Source organism: Pseudoalteromonas amylolytica, from assembly GCF_001854605.1.
GTDB lineage: Bacteria > Pseudomonadota > Gammaproteobacteria > Enterobacterales > Alteromonadaceae > Pseudoalteromonas > Pseudoalteromonas amylolytica.
The window spans coordinates 407,586-424,457 of the sequence record NZ_MKJU01000025.1; the positions used below are offsets into that span (position 1 = coordinate 407,586).

The window sequence follows — 16,872 nt, forward strand, 5'->3', positions numbered from 1 at the left end:
GGAATTAACTGCATGAAAAAACTACTTACCGCTTTGGCGATTACGCTCGCTATTTCGGGGTGTAAAACTTCACCGACCGGGCGCACACAGATTACGTTATATTCAGACCAACAAATGAGTGAGATGGGGGTTGCCAGCTTTGCACAAATGAAAGAGCAGCAGCCTATTGAAGCGGATAAGTCGACTAATGCTTATGTGAAATGTATTGCGGATCACCTGATTGACCAATTACCAGCTGAATATGCGAATCAGCAATGGGAAGTTGTGGTATTCAAAGAACCCAGCGCCAATGCGTTTGCATTGCCTGGAGGCAAAATTGGTGTGCATACTGGGCTATTAGAGGTGGCGAAAAACCAGCATCAGCTTGCAGCTGTGATGGGCCATGAAGTGGGGCATGTGATTGCCCAGCACGCCAATGAACGTGTATCGCAAAACAGTTTGCTGCAGTTTGGCTTGCAGGCGAGTAATGTGGCGTTGCAAATGGGGGATGTTCGATATCGAGATGCCATCATGCAAGGTTTAGGACTCGGGGCACAGTTTGGTGTGGCACTGCCCTTTAGCCGTTCTCATGAAAGTGAGGCGGATGTAATTGGCTTAGATCTAATGGCCAAAGCTGGCTTTGACCCTCAAGGTTCGGTGGCTTTATGGCGTAATATGGAGGCTGCCTCTAGCGAGCGTCCTCCTGAGTTCATGTCAACGCACCCTGCGCCAAATACTCGTATCGCAAACTTGCAACAAGGAATGAATAATGCCCTAGAACTCAAGCAGCAGGCTTGGCAATCAGGCCGTAAACCCCAGTGTAAATAAACGGCGAACAAGTTATAGAGCTAACCTTATAGAGTGCGAATTGACTGCTATAGTTTAATTCGCACATTAAATAAGTAGTTTAGCCGTCGTGTCTTAGTGAAATTTGATCTGGCTCAAAATAGGTGACAACACAACATAGGAGAGGACAAAAGTCCTTATCTGAGGGGGTTTATTTATCTATCCTCGCCAGTTATCTACACAGGGCTAACACATAGATAGGCGGGTTTAGATACCAATTGCTTATTTACCAGTGAACTCATGCAATAATCAAGTGGAATCATTATGCAACAATTACCTACGGTCGATTATCGTGCGCCAGATGCCGCAGCACAATTTGTCGAGTCTTTACGCAATACAGGCTTTGGTGTGTTGAAAAACCACCCAATCCCACAGCAATTAGTTGAGTCTATCTACAAAAACTGGCAAGAGTTTTTTAACTCTGAGCAAAAGCATGAATTTTTGTATGACAAACAAACTCAAGATGGCTATTTTCCACCTGATGTATCTGAGGTTGCAAAAGGCTTTACCGTTAAAGACATCAAAGAATACTTTCATGTTTACCCTAAAGGCCGTGTACCTGCGCAACTAGAGGCGGAAGTTCGTGAGTACTACCGATTAGCAAACGAGTTTGCTGCAGAGTTGTTAAGCTGGGTGCAAGCGCAAGCGCCGGAAGATGTGCGAGCAAAGTTCTCAATCGACCTTAAAGATATGATTGCTGACTCAGAGCAAACTTTGCTGCGTATATTACATTACCCACCAATGACGGGCGATGAAGAGCCTGGGGCAATTCGTGCCGCAGCGCACGGTGACATTAATTTGTTAACGGTACTGCCAGCGGCCAATGAGCCAGGTTTACAGGTGCAAACCAAAGAGGGCGGTTGGCTTGATGTGCCTTGTGACTTTGGTTCTCTAATCATCAACATTGGTGATATGTTGCAAGAGGCATCTGGTGGATATTTTCCATCAACGATTCACAGAGTAATTAACCCAACAGGAAAAGCTTCTACGAAGTCTCGTATTTCTTTACCGCTGTTTTTACATCCTCGTCCTGACGTTGTGTTGTCTGAGCGATACACAGCAGATAGCTATCTTCAGGAAAGATTAACTGAACTTGGCGTTAAATAGAATAGAGCGGCTTAGCCGCTCTATTTTTATGTAATTCAATCGCTTAACAACCCTAACTCGGCAGTTTTATTCCTATAATATCAATATACTCATCAAATTTACGCTGACAACCTGATGATTCTGTGCAATATTAGAATTTTTCAATGTCGAACAAAATCGTCAAAAAAATAATGACAACGCTGTCATTTTGTGTGTAACATTAATTCAACACGACTCAATGCTCAGCAATAATTATAAAATTGAGCCAACTCCAATCGATAGAGGTCGCTACATGATGGCTAAACAGGTGCAACAAGACCAGTTATATATAGGTATAGACGGCGGAGGAACGAAATGCCGCGCTACTATCTACTCGAAGCAACACGGTGTGCTAGGCACTGGACTGGGAGGTCCGGCGAATCCACTTCATGGTCTTGAACGTACGTTAGAGTCAATCATGGTTTCTACCCAGTTGGCCTTGCAAGATGCTGGTTTGCGAGTGGAACAAGTTCATGAACTCAACGCTGGTATGGGCCTCGCTGGTGTTAATTTACCAGCTTTATATGACAAAATTATGCAGTGGGATCACCCATTCCAACAAATGTTCTTAACTACGGACTTACATACGGCCTGCATTGGTGCACATGAAGGGCAAGATGGCGCAGTGATTATTACCGGCACTGGCTCGTGTGGTTTTTCTATCGTCAGTGGTCGCTCCGTGAACTATGGCGGCCATGGTTTTGCGCAAGGTGATATTGGTAGTGGTGCATGGATGGGATTGGAAGCCATAAAAGCTGTATTACTAGATTTAGATGGTCTAGGCAAAGCAACGGCAATGAGTGACATGTTTAAATCTCATTTCAACACGTTGACCGCTATGGGCATTGCTGAGCAAATGGCAGGGCAACCGTCTAGTGGATACGCTAAATTAGCGCGCTTTGTGTTTAATGCTGCAGAGCAAGAGGACGAAGTTGCGCTAGCGATTGTTACTCAAGGTGCCGACTATATTAGCCGTTTGGCAAAACGTTTATTAGAAAACCAACCGCCACGTTTGTCCATGATTGGCGGGTTGGCTGAGCCATTAAATAAATGGTTGGACCCAGATATTGCTGCGCGAGTTGAGCTTCCCAAGCAGCCGCCAGAGATGGGCGCAATTTATTTTGCGATTCAAAATGTAGAGCAGAATTTGGAAAAGGCTAACTAATGACGACACACCTATATCGAGCGAGTAAGCTATTTGACGGTTTTGATTTTAAAGAAAACATTTGTTTTGCCGTAAAGAACGGGAAAATTTGCTTTGATGTTGACGCTCGCAGCGACTCAATTAAAACTCTGTCGGGGTTAATAGTCCCTGGGTTTGTTGATGTTCAAGTAAACGGTGGTGGAGGTGCGTTTTTCAATGCTCAGCAGTCCACTGCATGTTTAGATAAAATGGTATCAGCTCATGGACAATTTGGCTCAACGGCGTTGATGCCAACTTTGATCACTGACAAAGTTGATGTGATGAAAGCGGCAGCTGACGCCACTGCGCAAGCTTTGGCTCAGAAGCAAAGGGGCATTGTAGGTATTCATTTCGAGGGGCCTCATTTGTCTTATCCTAAAAAAGGGACCCACAGCGAGCAATACATCCGGCCCATTTCGGAGCAAGAGTTTGCTATCTATGCTCGTCAAGATATAGGCATCAAAATGGTGACGTTAGCGCCCGAAACAGTACCTCTTGATGATATTAAACGGTTGGTAGCACTTGGAGTTAAAGTTAGCATTGGTCATTCAAATGCTGACTTTGACACGGCAATGGCCGCACTGCGAGTCGGTGCCGATGGCTTTACACATCTGTTCAATGCTATGTCTGCGTTTACATCTCGTGAACCAGGTGTTGTTGGTGCAGCACTTTGGGATGACAATAGCTGGTGTGGATTAATCGTTGATGGACATCACGTACATAGCGCTTCGGCCAAATTAGCGATTCGTACAAAGCAACGCGGTAAAGTTATGCTGGTGACGGACGCCATGCCGCCTGTGGGTACAAATGATATGGAATTCGATTTTTTTGACGGCCGTAAGGTGATAAGAACAGGTGATAGGCTGAACTCCACCACAGGTGAACTGGCGGGCAGCGTATTAGATATGGCCAGTGCCGTACGCAATACGGTCAATGATTTAGAAGTGTCATTGGGCGAGAGCCTGCGAATGGCTTCACTCTATCCTGCTCAGTATTTAGGGCTTAAGGGCAAGGGACACCTACTCCAAGGAGCAGACGCAGACTTTGTTGTCTTGGATGAGCAACTGTTTTCGCAATCGACTTACATCGCTGGACATCAAATATAGATTTCCCTGAATGAAAACCCCGTTGCAGTTTAACGGGGCTTTTTCCTTTTAAGAGGGCTTGCATGAATACAATAACAAAGAAAAAGCGCCTCGCGTCACTGGATGCATTGCGAGGAATGGATATGTTTTGGATCTTAGGAGGGCAGTCAATTTTTGCCGCACTCTTTGTGTTGACCGGTTGGCAAGGTTGGAAGCTTTTTGAAGCACATACGGTGCATAGTCCTTGGCATGGTTTTACTTTTTATGACTTAATATTCCCGTTATTTATTTTCCTTTCGGGTGTGGCGATGGGGCTTGCTCCTAAACGCATTGATTCGCTCCCTTTTTCCGAGCGCAAGCCTTATTATCAAAAAGCAGTGAAAAGACTGTTGTTATTGTGTTTTTTAGGTGTTTTATACAATCACGGTTGGGGAACGGGTATACCCGCTGCGCTGGACGAAATACGCTATTCGAGTGTATTAGGACGTATCGCAATTGCTTGGTTTTTTTGTGCGTTATTAGTGTGGCATACCAGTGCGCGAGTGCAGGCGATGGTTGCAGTTGGTATTCTACTGTTTTATTGGTTTTTACTGTGTTTTATTCCTGTACCGGGAGGCGTGTCTGGCGACTTGGGTGCCATGGGGGCGGGCAGTTGGAACGCTTGGTTCGATAAACATTTTCTCCCTGGGATAAGTTACCAAAACCGTGTTGTTGACCCTGAAGGTATCCTTTCAAGCTTACCAGCAGTTGTGAATGCGATTGCAGGCGTATTTGTTGGCCGCTTTATCGCACAAGCGGAGCATTTTGGTCCGTGGCGTAGTGTGATAACGCTATTCTCGGCAGGGCTGGTAAGTGTCTTGGCAGGCTGGATATGGGATTGGTATTTTCCCGTGAATAAAGAGTTATGGACCAGTTCATTTGTATTAGTAACGGTAGGCTGGAGTACAATATTATTTGCAGCTTTCTATGCCTTAGTGGATGTTTTGAATACTCAGCGTCTTGCTTATCCATTTATCATCATTGGTGCCAACTCCATCATAATTTATCTCGCTTCTTCATTGGTCAATTGGAGTTACATTAGTAAAAGTGTGTTTGGCGGCTTGGTGAGTGCGTCAGCTCCGCAATGGCAGCCTTTGCTCTCAGTTGTAGCGCTATTATTAGTGCAGTTATTGGTATTGCACTGGATGTATAAACGCAAGATTTTTGTCAGTGTTTGATAGCAAAATTAATTTATTTCAACGTTAGCAAGCCCGCATTTATTGCGGGCTTGCGTGTTTTTGACCTAAAAATAGAGAAATTTTCTTCACTTTTACTTTACAAAGCTTTTTATTCTGATAATAATGACAGCGTTGTCATAATGGTAATGCCTAATTACAGTGTATCCCAATTAGGTTTGATCTGACCTTGCTTTGATTGCACGCGAAGTAAGGTTCAGATCCCATTTTTCTTTGTACTCAACACCGAGCCTATACTATGCAAATTGTTATTTTGAATGATGCCGCAGAAGTGGCAGCCTATGGCGCAGATATTTTCTCAACTCAGTTACAACGCAAAGCTGAATCAGTCTTAGGCTTGGCAACTGGCTCAACACCAGTGGCTCTGTACCAGGAGCTTATTCGTCGTAATCGAGAAGGGTTGGTTAGTTTCAAAGACGCAACCACGTTTAATTTAGACGAATACCTCGGACTACACGGCTCCCACCCACAGAGCTATCGCTATTTTATGGATGAGCAGTTGTTCAATCATATTGATGTTGATAAAGACAACACACATGTTCCGCCGGGTGATGCCAAAAACCCACTTACTGCATGTCAAGATTATGAAGCACGTATGGCAGCCGCTGGGGGCGTTGATTTACAGCTATTGGGTATTGGTCGTAACGGTCACATTGGCTTTAACGAGCCTTCATCTGGTTTAACGTCTCGCACGCGTGTTAAAACCCTCACCCGAGAAACTATCGAAGACAACGCACGTTTCTTTGAAGAAGGGGAGTACCAACCACACCTATCTATCACCATGGGTATTGGCACTATCTTAGATGCCAAAAAAGTGGTTTTGCTGGCCACTGGTGAAAACAAAGCGGAAGCTGTTCATGCAATGGTTGAAGGGCCATTAACAGCCGCTTGTCCAGCTTCAGCCTTGCAATTGCACAAAGATGCAGTGATCGTGGTTGACTTAAAAGCAGCATCTAAGCTTAAAGATATTGAATTTTATCAACATATTGAAGCTGAAAACCAAAAGCTTCAAGACTACCTTGCCTCTTTGTAGTGTGGAGTTACACTATAGCTTTAAGCCCGAAAGGGCTTTTTTTTTGTTTTTTTTTCAGGAGTCATGGTGTGCCCTGCAAGGTGGTAAGAGTTTAGCTTTTTGCGTGTATGTGGTAGCTTTATGCAAACATTTTAGACAAGGAACAGGCTTTGTTACATTACTCGTATATGCACCTCAATCGCGCCACTAACGAACGCAAAGATCAGCAGTGGTTAAAACAACAAATAAATTCAAACAGCCGTTGGCTACTCATTGACAAAGACCGAAACCTAGTCAATGTCGCGTGTTGTGAGTTGCAGTTACTCAGCCTAAGTGAAGTCAGTCGATTTGATAAAAAAAATGCCATTTTACTCGGTGTTGATGAACAACATAGTTATTTTGCTTTGGATGTATCAGGCTCTGAACACACGATAGGGCTGCTTGCAGATAACGAGCTTGAATTTGTTGATATGCGCAGCATAGGCCTGCAACTGGATTACAGCATGGCCTCGGTTGGCGTGTTGGCAAGAGGGTTATGTTATTGGCATAAAACCCATCGTTTTTGTGGTCGTTGTGGCTACACAAATGAGAGTATTGAAGGTGGGCACGCTAGGCTTTGCCAAAATAGCCAATGTAAGCATATGACCTTTCCGCGAACAGATCCTGCGGTGATTATGTTGATAACCCACACATTTGAAGATGGTGTTGAGCGTTGTTTAATGGGGCGTCAGGCGAGCTGGCCTGAAGGCGTTTATTCAACACTGGCTGGGTTTGTTGACCCTGGCGAAACGCTTGAACAAGCAGTGATAAGAGAGGTTAAAGAAGAGGCTAACATCGACGTCGTTGATGTGGAATACATTGCTTCGCAACCTTGGCCATTTCCATCATCACTGATGTTAGGATTTATCGGTAGAGCAGCCTCTACAGAGATTAAAGTTGATCAAGATGATTTAGAAGATGCGCAATGGTTTTCTCGCGAACAACTAAATGCGTTTGGACAATGGGGAGATAAAGACTCGGGTTATAAGCTAACTCGTCCAGACTCGATATCTCGTTATTTAGTTGAATATTGGCGCGCACATATAAAGGTGTAAAAATGAAAAAGAATACGAAGTTAGTAAGTGCCGGGCGCAAACCGCAATACACGCAAGGTGTGGTAAACCCAGTTGTACAGCGCGCCTCAACCGTGGTGTTTGACAGTGTGGCAGACTTGCATGAAGCCATCAAAGAGCGTGGTAACAGAACATTGTTTTATGGTCGCCGAGGTACGCATACCCATTACGCTTTACAAGATGCAATCATGGAGCTTGAGAACGGTGCAGGTTGTGCTTTATACCCCTGTGGTGCTGCGGCTATCAGTCAGTCATTGTTATCCTTTTTAAAAGCGGGTGATCATTTATTGATGGTGGATACCGCTTATGAACCGACTCGAGACTTTTGCGATAAAATCTTAGCTGGCTTGGGTATTACGACGACTTATTATGACCCCATGATAGGTGCTGGCATTAGCGATTTGATTCAAGAGAATACCAAGGTACTGTTTTTAGAGTCGCCAGGCTCTATCACGATGGAAGTACAAGATGTACCATCTTTAGTCAAAGTGGCAAAGCAACATGGTGTGATCACTATGCTGGACAATACCTATGGTAATGGTTGGCACTATAAACCGCTCGACCATGGCGTTGATATCAGTATTCAGGCAGCTACTAAGTATATTGTCGGGCACTCAGATGTGATGATGGGGGTAGCGGTTGCCAACGAAGAGTACTGGCCTACTCTTAGAGAAAACTCTTATTTGTTAGGGCAGTGCACTTCTGCTGACGATGCATACCTTGCTTTGCGAGGCCTGCGTACTATGTCAGTCAGGTTGGCGCAACATGAAAAGGCTGCGTTAACAGTGGCAAAGTGGTTAAGCGAGCATCCACTGGTGGACCATGTAAGGCACCCTGCGATGCCCACTTGCCCAGGGCATGAGTTCTTTAAACGTGATTTTAACGGCAGTAATGGTTTGTTTTCTTTTGTGATGCGCAAAGGTACCCAAAAAGCAATTAATGCGTTTCTAGATGCGTTAGAGCACTTTAAAATGGGCTTTTCATGGGGAGGCTACGAGAGTTTGGTTACAGCTAACAAGAGCGTGTCAGGGCTTCGCAGTACCACAGGTTGGGCACAAGGGCCGATTATACGCTTGCACATTGGTCTTGAAGATGTAGAAGACTTGATCTCAGACTTGCAACAAGCGCTTGAGGTTTATGAGCAACACTGCAACTAAGGCAATTTTAAACTAAAAAGCCCGCTTTATAGCGGGCTTTTTAGTCAACTAGCAAATTACGTTATAACGATGTCTTTTCTTCTAGTTCTTTAGCCGCGTCAGGATCGTTAAACACATCCAAATCAAACTCTTTCTCAGAGTTGGCAACGATACAGGTGACCATACAGTCACCTGTGACATTCACAGCAGTGCGTGTCATATCAAGCAGTCTATCTACGCCAATGATGATGGCAATTCCCTCAACAGGTAGGCCGACTTGATTCAGTACCATAGCCAGCATAATAAGGCCCACGCCTGGCACACCAGCGGTGCCAACCGATGCGAGTGTTGCAGTTAAAATCACCATAAGGTAATCAGTAATAGTAAGGTCTATGGCAAATACCTGCGCGATAAAGACCGTTGCCACACCTTGTATAATAGCAGTGCCATCCATATTGATGGTCGCTCCCAAAGGAACGGTAAACGAAGCCACTGAGTTATGCGCACCTAGCTTTTTCGTAGCTGTTTCGAGTGTTACCGGCATCGTGGCACTAGAGCTTGAGGTACTAAAGGCGAACATACACGCATCTTTCATCTTCTTAAGGAAGGTGAAGGGGCTCAGGCCTGTCAGCATTTTTAAGATAATGGAATAGTTGATAAGGCCATGAATAAATAATGCAAGCAGTACCACAAAGAAGTACTTAGCCAGACCAGCTATTAGCTTAATATCTATGGTGGTGAACAGTTTTGCCATTAAGAAAAACACCCCGTAAGGTGCTAAATTCATCAAAATGGTAACCAGCTTAAGTACCACGGTATTTAGGTCGTCAAACACCTTGGCAACACGTTTACCTGGTTCACCACTTAACGCCATTGCAATGCCAAATAGTAGTGCAAAAACAATAACTTGAAGCATATTTCCATTCGCCATGGCGCTAATTGGGTTGGTTGGAAACATGTTAATGATAACTTGCGCAAGCGTTGGTGCTTGTTGTGCGTCATAGCTTGCATTGCTCGGTAATTCTTGGCCAACACCAGGGGCAAAAATCAATGCAAGCGAAATGGCAACAGTAATGGCAATCGCAGTGGTCATCAGATATAAAGCAATAGACTTACCACCAAGGCGACCGAGCTTTTTCGGGTCACTTAGGCTACAAGTACCACACACCAAAGAGATAAATACTAAAGGAACAACCAGCATTTTTAAGCTGGCAATAAAAATTTGCCCACCAACGTGAAACAATCCGTCAACTAAAAAGCTTTTTACAGGAAAGTCAAACAGACCTAATGGGATTAAATATTCAGGTTCGCCAGCAAACAATGCTTGAAGTAATAAGCCCAGAATAATACCGGCTAGCATGCCCAGCATAATCCGAGTGGTTAAACTCATTTTGTTATTTTTTTGCATGTTCATAAGTGAGATTGACAACAATAGATCTGCATAGCCTAACAGGCCGTCTGCATTTGACCAAAAAAAATCGGTGAGAAAATACGAAAAAACTGTGATTTTTGAGCGCTTTCTAAGGTAGTATGAGGAAAAATTTAACTTCAAAATTGTGCTAGGGAGAGGGGTTAATGCCTTTGATGCGCTGGTTAAGCATTACGATGCTGAGTTTACTACTGACCGCATGTGGTGGCGGTGGTTCAATCGAGAAAAGTACGGATGGTACGGACAATACAACCGATCAAACGGGTGAAATTGTATTGACAATTCAAGTGGCTGATAGCGACGGAAATACACTTGATGAAAACAACCCCATTTCGCAGAGCCGTACTGGTACTGTTACAGCAACGCTGACCAAAGGAGATGAACCAATCACGGGGAAATTAATTCAGTTTAACTTGCTCCATGCGGGTAGATTGAGCCCTGAGACCGGTACAGGAGCGACCAATTCAGCTGGTATCGCCTCAATTACCATAGCCAGTGGAGAAAACCGAGGCTGGGGCGAAGTCACTGCAACCTACACGGATTCTGAAAACGAAACTCATACCGATAAATCAGTATTTTACTCATCTGGCGATGAGGCTAACGCGCAAGAAGATAGCACCAAGTTAACAATGAAGGTATTGGCAGACTGCCCAGCAAGTTGGGAAAGTCAGCGAGATACAACGCCATTAGATGAGTTGGCTTTAGAGTGTACTGCCACCAACAAGATTGATGCGATTCAAGAAGTTGATGTGTTGGTGGGCGTGGCTAGCACTAAATCTGGGCTTGGCATTTCAGGCGTACTCGTAGAGTTGGAAGCGGATATAGGTACGATTTTATCGGGTGAGAAGAGTGTAACCGACAACTTTGGCTTTGCATTGTTTAAGTATCGCCCACCTTTGCAAGGCGGCGCAGGACAACTTAAAGCCAGCTTCAATGATGTCGAGGCTGAGTTTGCATTTACCAGTGGTGCTGAAGATCTGTCACTGACCATCGATAACGGTCTTCGTAAAGACTCTGATGGCAATACCATTGCGTTAGGCGCAGGTGAAACCACATTGTTAACAGTTGAGATCAGAGATCAAAATGGCGACTTTGTTACGGCCCCTTTAGATGTGGCATTTTCTTCTGGATGTGCAGAGAGCGACAAAGCGCAAGTAGATGGTAATGCTACCAGCGTCGGCGGTATTGCCTATTCAACATACAAAAACCTAGGGTGTGATATTGCAACAGGCGATACGGTTTCTGTGACCATTTCAAAAGGTGGCAATTCGGAAACGCAACAGGTTGTCATTCCTGTGTCACCGGCCAAACCACAAGCAATTGAATTTGTTGATGCATCTGAGAGTCTTTTAGCGCTTCGAGGTACTGGTGGGCCGCTGCGAAAGGAGTCATCTGAGTTGACCTTCAAACTTATTAACAGCCTAAGTGGTGGTGCAGCAAATCAGCGGTTAGATTTCAGACTCAGAGCAAAACACAGCGACGCAACGCTCGTGCCACAGAGTGTACGCACAGACTCATTGGGAGAAGCGAAGGTTATTGTTAGCTCAGGTAATGTCTCGTCTAGCTTTGTGGTACAGGCTTGTTTTATTCCCAATGAACTGATCCCAAGTAGTAGTAATGATGAAGTAACCTGTTGGCAGGAACGTTTTGACGAATGCACGTCTTCATCGAGGCCGGATGATTGTCCTAGTGGCGTGATCACATTAGTGCCTCAAGATGAAGCTATTATGTCGGTATCAAGCCGTTTAAGTGTAACAAGTGGCTTACCAGTAAACTCTACGATGTCATTGTCTGTCGAGACTGTTAATACAGAAACGCTTAGCTTTAGTAATAAAGAAGTGCCAATTGTTGTTAATGTGGCTGACAGATACGGTAACTTTGTGCACGATGGTACAAAAGTGTATATCAGCGCTGAAGGTGGTGCGGTTGGCACCGTTGATGGCACGCAGTTTAATGCAGAGTTAGAATGTGAAACCACAGATGGTCGGTGTCGTGCAACTTGGGTGAGCCAAAATGTAATCCCATTTGTTACCAATAAGCCTGCGAGTGACCCTCGTAGTCCAATTGATTGTAGTCAGCCAAATCAGGTTGGCTGCTCGGAAAAATACTGGGGCAACGAAATTGGCTCATTTAATCCCAAGTTACTTTATAAAGCCAAAAAGTCGTATTTAGTCGGCCAGGGAAATTCTGCGCCGAGTCATCAGCAAATTTTAAATGTAGGTAATAATCAGTTAAGCACCATCGAGTTAGAAGCGACGCGTAACTGTGATTTATACTTTGGGAGCTACGCACCCTGTACTTATGGCATTCTCGACGCTTCGGTACATGAAGATGGTGTACCTTTAGCTGGTCGTGCGACCCTGATTGCCATCACCGACGGCGAAGAAAACTTCAACGATGTTAACGGTAATGGTTTGTTTGATGAGAACGAGTTTAGCTTGGTTTACGATGTACCCGAGGCATTTCGTGATGACAACGAAAATGGTAGCTATGAAGGCATAAATTGCTTACCAAACAGTGATTCAAACCCTTGCTCGCCGTTAAGTACTAATGCGGGCCATTTCGAAAAGTTGTGGGATGGTAATGGCGATGGAAGCTTTACTGATAAAGATAGAAAATACAATGGGTTGAGTTGTACCGTTGCACAACAGCAAGCGGGGGCATGTAGCAAGTCCATTATTGATGTATTTGATAGCGCCGAAATTATTATGTCAGGTAGTCGAGCATATTTCCGTTTTGTAGTGGCAAAAGATGCAAATTTGGCCAACGATCACACGATACCGCAAGATTGTAGTGATCTAGTAATAGATGGCGTGACAGCACTGGAGCTTGAGTCCTCAGAGTTAGATGGGCTCTGTGATGTTAAGGAAGTTAATTTTGATACCTCTACGACAATAGGGAGTGTTGAAGTATTCCTATATTTCAGCGATATAAATAATAATCCGTTGCCAAAAGGCACTGAGATCCAAGTTAGCGCTGATAACGGGTTATATACCGGTGGCACGAGCTATGAAGTGTCGAATTCGTCGCAAAAAAGCGCCTCAATGATTAAATTCAGCATTGCCAATGAGATAGAGGCTAACCAAAAGGCCGAAGGTGAAGTTTCAATTGTGTTTACAACGCCTGCTGGGGAGACAACAGGCGCAAGGCTGACAGTCAGAGACGCAGGGTAATGAGACTTAAAAATGCCAACCTTCGGGTTGGCATTTTTGTACTGATTCCTTTATATTGCGCTGCTTAAATTTGGCTTTGTACTTTTTGCTTAAAATAGCAACAGTAATTGTGTAATTAATCATTAATCAGCTAAAAGATTGTATTTAAAGCTTGTAACAATAGGTGTTTGTAGATATACCTATAAATATTAATCGCCCGAGACGGGCAAAAACTCAGACAAGAATGGGTCAAAAATAGGCAGCTATGGGCAAATCGCTAGTAATTGTAGAGTCTCCCGCAAAGGCAAAAACAATTAATAAATACTTAGGTAAGGACTATATCGTAAAATCCAGTGTTGGACATGTGCGTGACTTGCCAACTTCCGGTGCAGGAAAGACAAAAGGCTTGGCTACTAAAAGTCCAGCCGAAGTAAGAAAGATGTCTCCTGAAGAAAAAGCCATATATAAGAAGAATAAAGATTACGCGAATCTCGTTGCGCGTATGGGTATTGACCCAGAAAAAGGCTGGGAACCCCACTATGAAGTACTGCCAGGCAAAGAAAAGGTGGTACAAGAATTAAAGAAGCTCGCAGAAAATGCTGACCACATTTATCTGGCAACCGATTTGGATAGAGAGGGGGAGGCCATTGCGTGGCACCTTGAACAGATCATTGGTGGCGAGCCAGACAAATACAAGCGTGTGGTGTTTAACGAAATTACCAAAAACGCAATTCAACAGGCATTTGAAACCCCAGGGCAATTAAACACTGACATGGTTTATGCGCAACAGGCTCGTCGTTTTCTAGACCGAGTTGTTGGCTTTATGGTGTCTCCATTACTTTGGCAAAAAGTAGCCAGAGGCTTGTCGGCAGGGCGAGTACAGTCAGTTGCGGTACGATTGCTGGTAGAGCGTGAAAGAGAAATTAAAGCCTTTGTTCCTGAAGAGTTTTGGGATATTCACGCAGATGTAACCGCAGCTAAGCAACCAATCCGCTTAGAGGTTACAAAGTATCAGGGTAATGCCTTCAAGCCAGTTAATGAAGCGCAAACCATGCAAGCTGTTGCTGAGCTGGAGAAGAGTACTTACCGTGTTGTAAAGGTTGAAGAAAAGCCAAGTAAGAGTAAGCCTAGCGCGCCGTTTATTACCTCCACTATGCAACAAGCTGCCAGTACGCGTTTAGGTTATGGTGTGAAGAAAACCATGATGTTGGCTCAACGTCTATATGAAGCCGGTTACATCACCTATATGCGTACCGATTCAACCAATCTATCAAACGATGCGGTTGCTATGTGTCGCGATTATATCGGCTCGCAGTTTGGTGATAAGTATTTACCTGCCAACCCAATAAAATACAGCGCAAAAGAAAACGCTCAAGAAGCGCACGAAGCAATACGTCCATCGGATGTGAATGTTTTGTCGGGCCATGTTGAAGGGGTAGATGCGGATGCCAAGAAGCTGTATGAGCTTATCTGGCGACAATTTGTCGCCTGTCAAATGACACCAGCAGAGTATGACCTGACAACGCTGACTGTGGCAGCGGAGGATTATACGTTAAAGGCTAAAGGTCGCGTAATGCGTTTTGATGGTTGGACTAAAGTGCAACCTTCTGTGCGCAAGAAAAATGAAGAAGAACAGTCATTACCAGCTGTTAAAGAAGGTGATGCGATTGATTTGGTGGCGCTGGATCCTAAACAGCACTTTACCAAGCCACCAGCTCGATTCAGTGAAGCTAGCCTTGTAAAAGAGCTTGAAAAAAGAGGAATAGGTCGTCCTTCTACCTATGCTTCGATTATCTCAACGATTCAGGACAGAGGGTATGTACGAGTTGAAAATCGCCGTTTCTTTGCAGAGAAAATGGGCGAGATCGTAACCGATCGTTTAGTTGAGAATTTTAATGATCTGATGAACTTTGACTTTACGGCCAAGATGGAAGATAGACTCGATGATATCGCCGAAGGTGAGCGAGTTTGGACTCAGGTGCTAGATAAGTTTTACGCTGACTTTTCAAAACAGCTTGAAGTTGCCTCCGGCGATGAAGCTGAAGGTGGCATGCGTCAAAACATGATGGTTGAGACGGATATTGATTGTCCGACCTGTAGTCGCAAGATGGGTATTCGTACCGCGTCTACGGGCGTGTTTCTTGGTTGCACAGGATACAACCTGCCACCAAAAGAGCGTTGTACGACAACCATGAACTTGGTGTCAGGTGATGAGGCCATTGCAGCTGATGTTGAAGACGTTGAAACTGAAACTTTAATGCAGATGAAGCGTTGCCCAATTTGTGAAACGGCGATGGATTCATACCTAATTGACGAAACGCGTAAGTTGCATGTATGTGGTAATAACCCTGCATGTAAAGGCTATGTGGTTGAAAAGGGAACATTTAAGATTAAAGGCTACGACGGTCCTATCATTGAGTGCGATAAGTGTGGCTCAGATATGGAGCTTAAGTCGGGTCGTTTTGGTAAGTATTTTGGTTGTAGCAATGAAGCGTGTAAAAATACTCGTAAGCTACTTAAAAATGGTGAGCCTGCGCCACCGAAGGAAGATCCTGTTCACTTACCAGAGCTGGAATGTGAAAAGTCAGACGCATACTTTGTGTTACGTGATGGCGCGTCAGGTATTTTCTTAGCCGCTCATACGTTCCCGAAATCGAGAGAAACTCGGGCACCAAAAGTGGCTGAACTGAAGCGTTTCAAAGATAGAATATCTCCTAAGTTCCATTATTTAGCAGATGCACCAGAACAAGATGACGATGCTAATCTAGCTGTTGTGCGTTACTCACGAAAAACCAAAACTCAGTACGTTATGACTGAGGTTGATGGTAAAGCCACCGGCTGGAAAGCCACATATGAAGGTGGAAAGTGGGTGATTGAAACCAAAGCATCGAAGAAGAAAAAGTAATAAAAAAAGCCGGGGAAACCCGGCTTTTTAGTGAAGTCTGAATGAGGTGTGCAGACATAAAAATCTGAGATCAGATATCAACACTACTTACTGTTTGATAGCTGTTGCTTGTTAGTTCTTCATTCACGCAATCTAATACGTATTTTTTAAGATCTTGTGCGTCTACGCCATCGTCATTTGCCCACTCTAAGCACATTTGCGTAAACTCTTGTACTAGCTCTTGAGGTGCAACTGTTTTCTCGTCAGCGAAGCTGCTTGTAGCAACGAAAGTGAATGCTGCTACCATACCAAGAAGTGTTTTTTTCATTGTTTTTGCCTTAAGTTAATTGGACATGCACTTTTTAAACTAAAAACTTAATGTTGAACAACGAAAAAATTTTCTCGTAAAGAGTAAATAAAGTGATGTTAGCTTTCCCGTATTGAATGAATCGCAATAGTGTAAAATTGTGGCTTGGTTGACATTAGCTGCTGACATATATCTATGGCTAATATTTTGATTTAACATGAGAAATCCTCTCTAGACTCAGCACTTCGACAACATGGGAAAAACAATATCTCTCTAGAAGCAAATCGATATGAAGAACACTTTTATTAATTTGCTTGCTGCAATAGTTTTTATTTTCAGCAGCAGCCATACTTGGCAACTCAATGTCAGCAGAAAAAAGAAATTGAC

Annotated in this window: 12 protein-coding genes; 10 read left to right on the top strand and 2 right to left on the bottom strand. The window is 44.1% G+C overall.

Annotated elements, in window-relative coordinates; translation table 11 throughout:
• Window positions 1-12: 12 nt before the first annotated feature.
• From BET10_RS08325 to BET10_RS08360, 8 genes are all read left to right on the top strand, one after another.
• Window positions 13-807 carry a M48 family metallopeptidase gene (locus BET10_RS08325; protein ID WP_070984879.1) on the top strand — a complete coding sequence of 265 codons (795 nt, stop codon included), beginning with the start codon at window positions 13-15 and terminating at the stop codon, window positions 805-807.
• A gap of 282 nt (window positions 808-1,089) precedes the next feature.
• Entirely contained in the window at window positions 1,090-1,932 is an 843-nt protein-coding gene (locus BET10_RS08330; protein ID WP_070984881.1) for an isopenicillin N synthase family dioxygenase, read from the top strand.
• A 271-nt stretch (window positions 1,933-2,203) separates the two neighbouring features.
• Window positions 2,204-3,115, top strand: coding sequence for an N-acetylglucosamine kinase (gene nagK, locus BET10_RS08335; RefSeq protein ID WP_070984883.1), 912 nt, complete (start codon window positions 2,204-2,206; stop codon window positions 3,113-3,115).
• Entirely contained in the window at window positions 3,115-4,239 is a 1,125-nt protein-coding gene (gene nagA / locus BET10_RS08340; RefSeq protein WP_070984885.1) for an N-acetylglucosamine-6-phosphate deacetylase, read from the top strand. The genes nagK and nagA overlap by 1 nt, the downstream gene beginning before the upstream one ends.
• A 62-nt stretch (window positions 4,240-4,301) precedes the next feature.
• Window positions 4,302-5,435 carry a transmembrane glucosamine N-acetyltransferase NagX gene (gene nagX / locus BET10_RS08345; RefSeq protein ID WP_070984887.1) on the top strand — a complete coding sequence of 378 codons (1,134 nt, stop codon included), beginning with the start codon at window positions 4,302-4,304 and terminating at the stop codon, window positions 5,433-5,435.
• 256 nt (window positions 5,436-5,691) lie between these two features.
• Window positions 5,692-6,486 carry a glucosamine-6-phosphate deaminase gene (gene nagB / locus BET10_RS08350; RefSeq protein WP_070984888.1) on the top strand — a complete coding sequence of 265 codons (795 nt, stop codon included), beginning with the start codon at window positions 5,692-5,694 and terminating at the stop codon, window positions 6,484-6,486.
• A 149-nt stretch (window positions 6,487-6,635) separates the two neighbouring features.
• Complete coding sequence (gene nudC, locus BET10_RS08355) at window positions 6,636-7,559, top strand: NAD(+) diphosphatase (RefSeq protein ID WP_170829124.1); 924 nt, start codon at window positions 6,636-6,638, stop codon at window positions 7,557-7,559.
• Window positions 7,560-7,561: 2 nt separating this feature from the next.
• Window positions 7,562-8,734, top strand: coding sequence for a cystathionine beta-lyase (locus tag BET10_RS08360; RefSeq protein WP_070984890.1), 1,173 nt, complete (start codon window positions 7,562-7,564; stop codon window positions 8,732-8,734).
• 61 nt (window positions 8,735-8,795) lie between these two features.
• On the opposite strand, the gene BET10_RS08365 is transcribed toward BET10_RS08360, so the two are convergent.
• Complete coding sequence (locus tag BET10_RS08365; protein ID WP_070985592.1) at window positions 8,796-10,121, bottom strand: dicarboxylate/amino acid:cation symporter; 1,326 nt, start codon at window positions 10,119-10,121, stop codon at window positions 8,796-8,798.
• A gap of 167 nt (window positions 10,122-10,288) precedes the next feature.
• Here BET10_RS08365 and BET10_RS08370 point away from each other — a divergent pair, with 167 nt between their 5' ends.
• Window positions 10,289-13,315 (top strand): hypothetical protein, encoded by a 3,027-nt coding sequence (locus BET10_RS08370; protein ID WP_070984891.1) that lies wholly within the window; start codon window positions 10,289-10,291, stop codon window positions 13,313-13,315.
• A 244-nt stretch (window positions 13,316-13,559) separates the two neighbouring features.
• A complete protein-coding gene (gene topA, locus BET10_RS08375; protein ID WP_070984893.1) occupies window positions 13,560-16,199 on the top strand; it encodes a type I DNA topoisomerase in 2,640 nt (879 codons plus the stop codon).
• Between the two features lie 70 nt (window positions 16,200-16,269).
• Here the strand turns inward: topA and BET10_RS08380 are convergent, their stop codons facing one another.
• Window positions 16,270-16,506 (bottom strand): hypothetical protein, encoded by a 237-nt coding sequence (locus BET10_RS08380; RefSeq protein WP_070984895.1) that lies wholly within the window; start codon window positions 16,504-16,506, stop codon window positions 16,270-16,272.
• Window positions 16,507-16,872 lie beyond the last annotated feature (366 nt).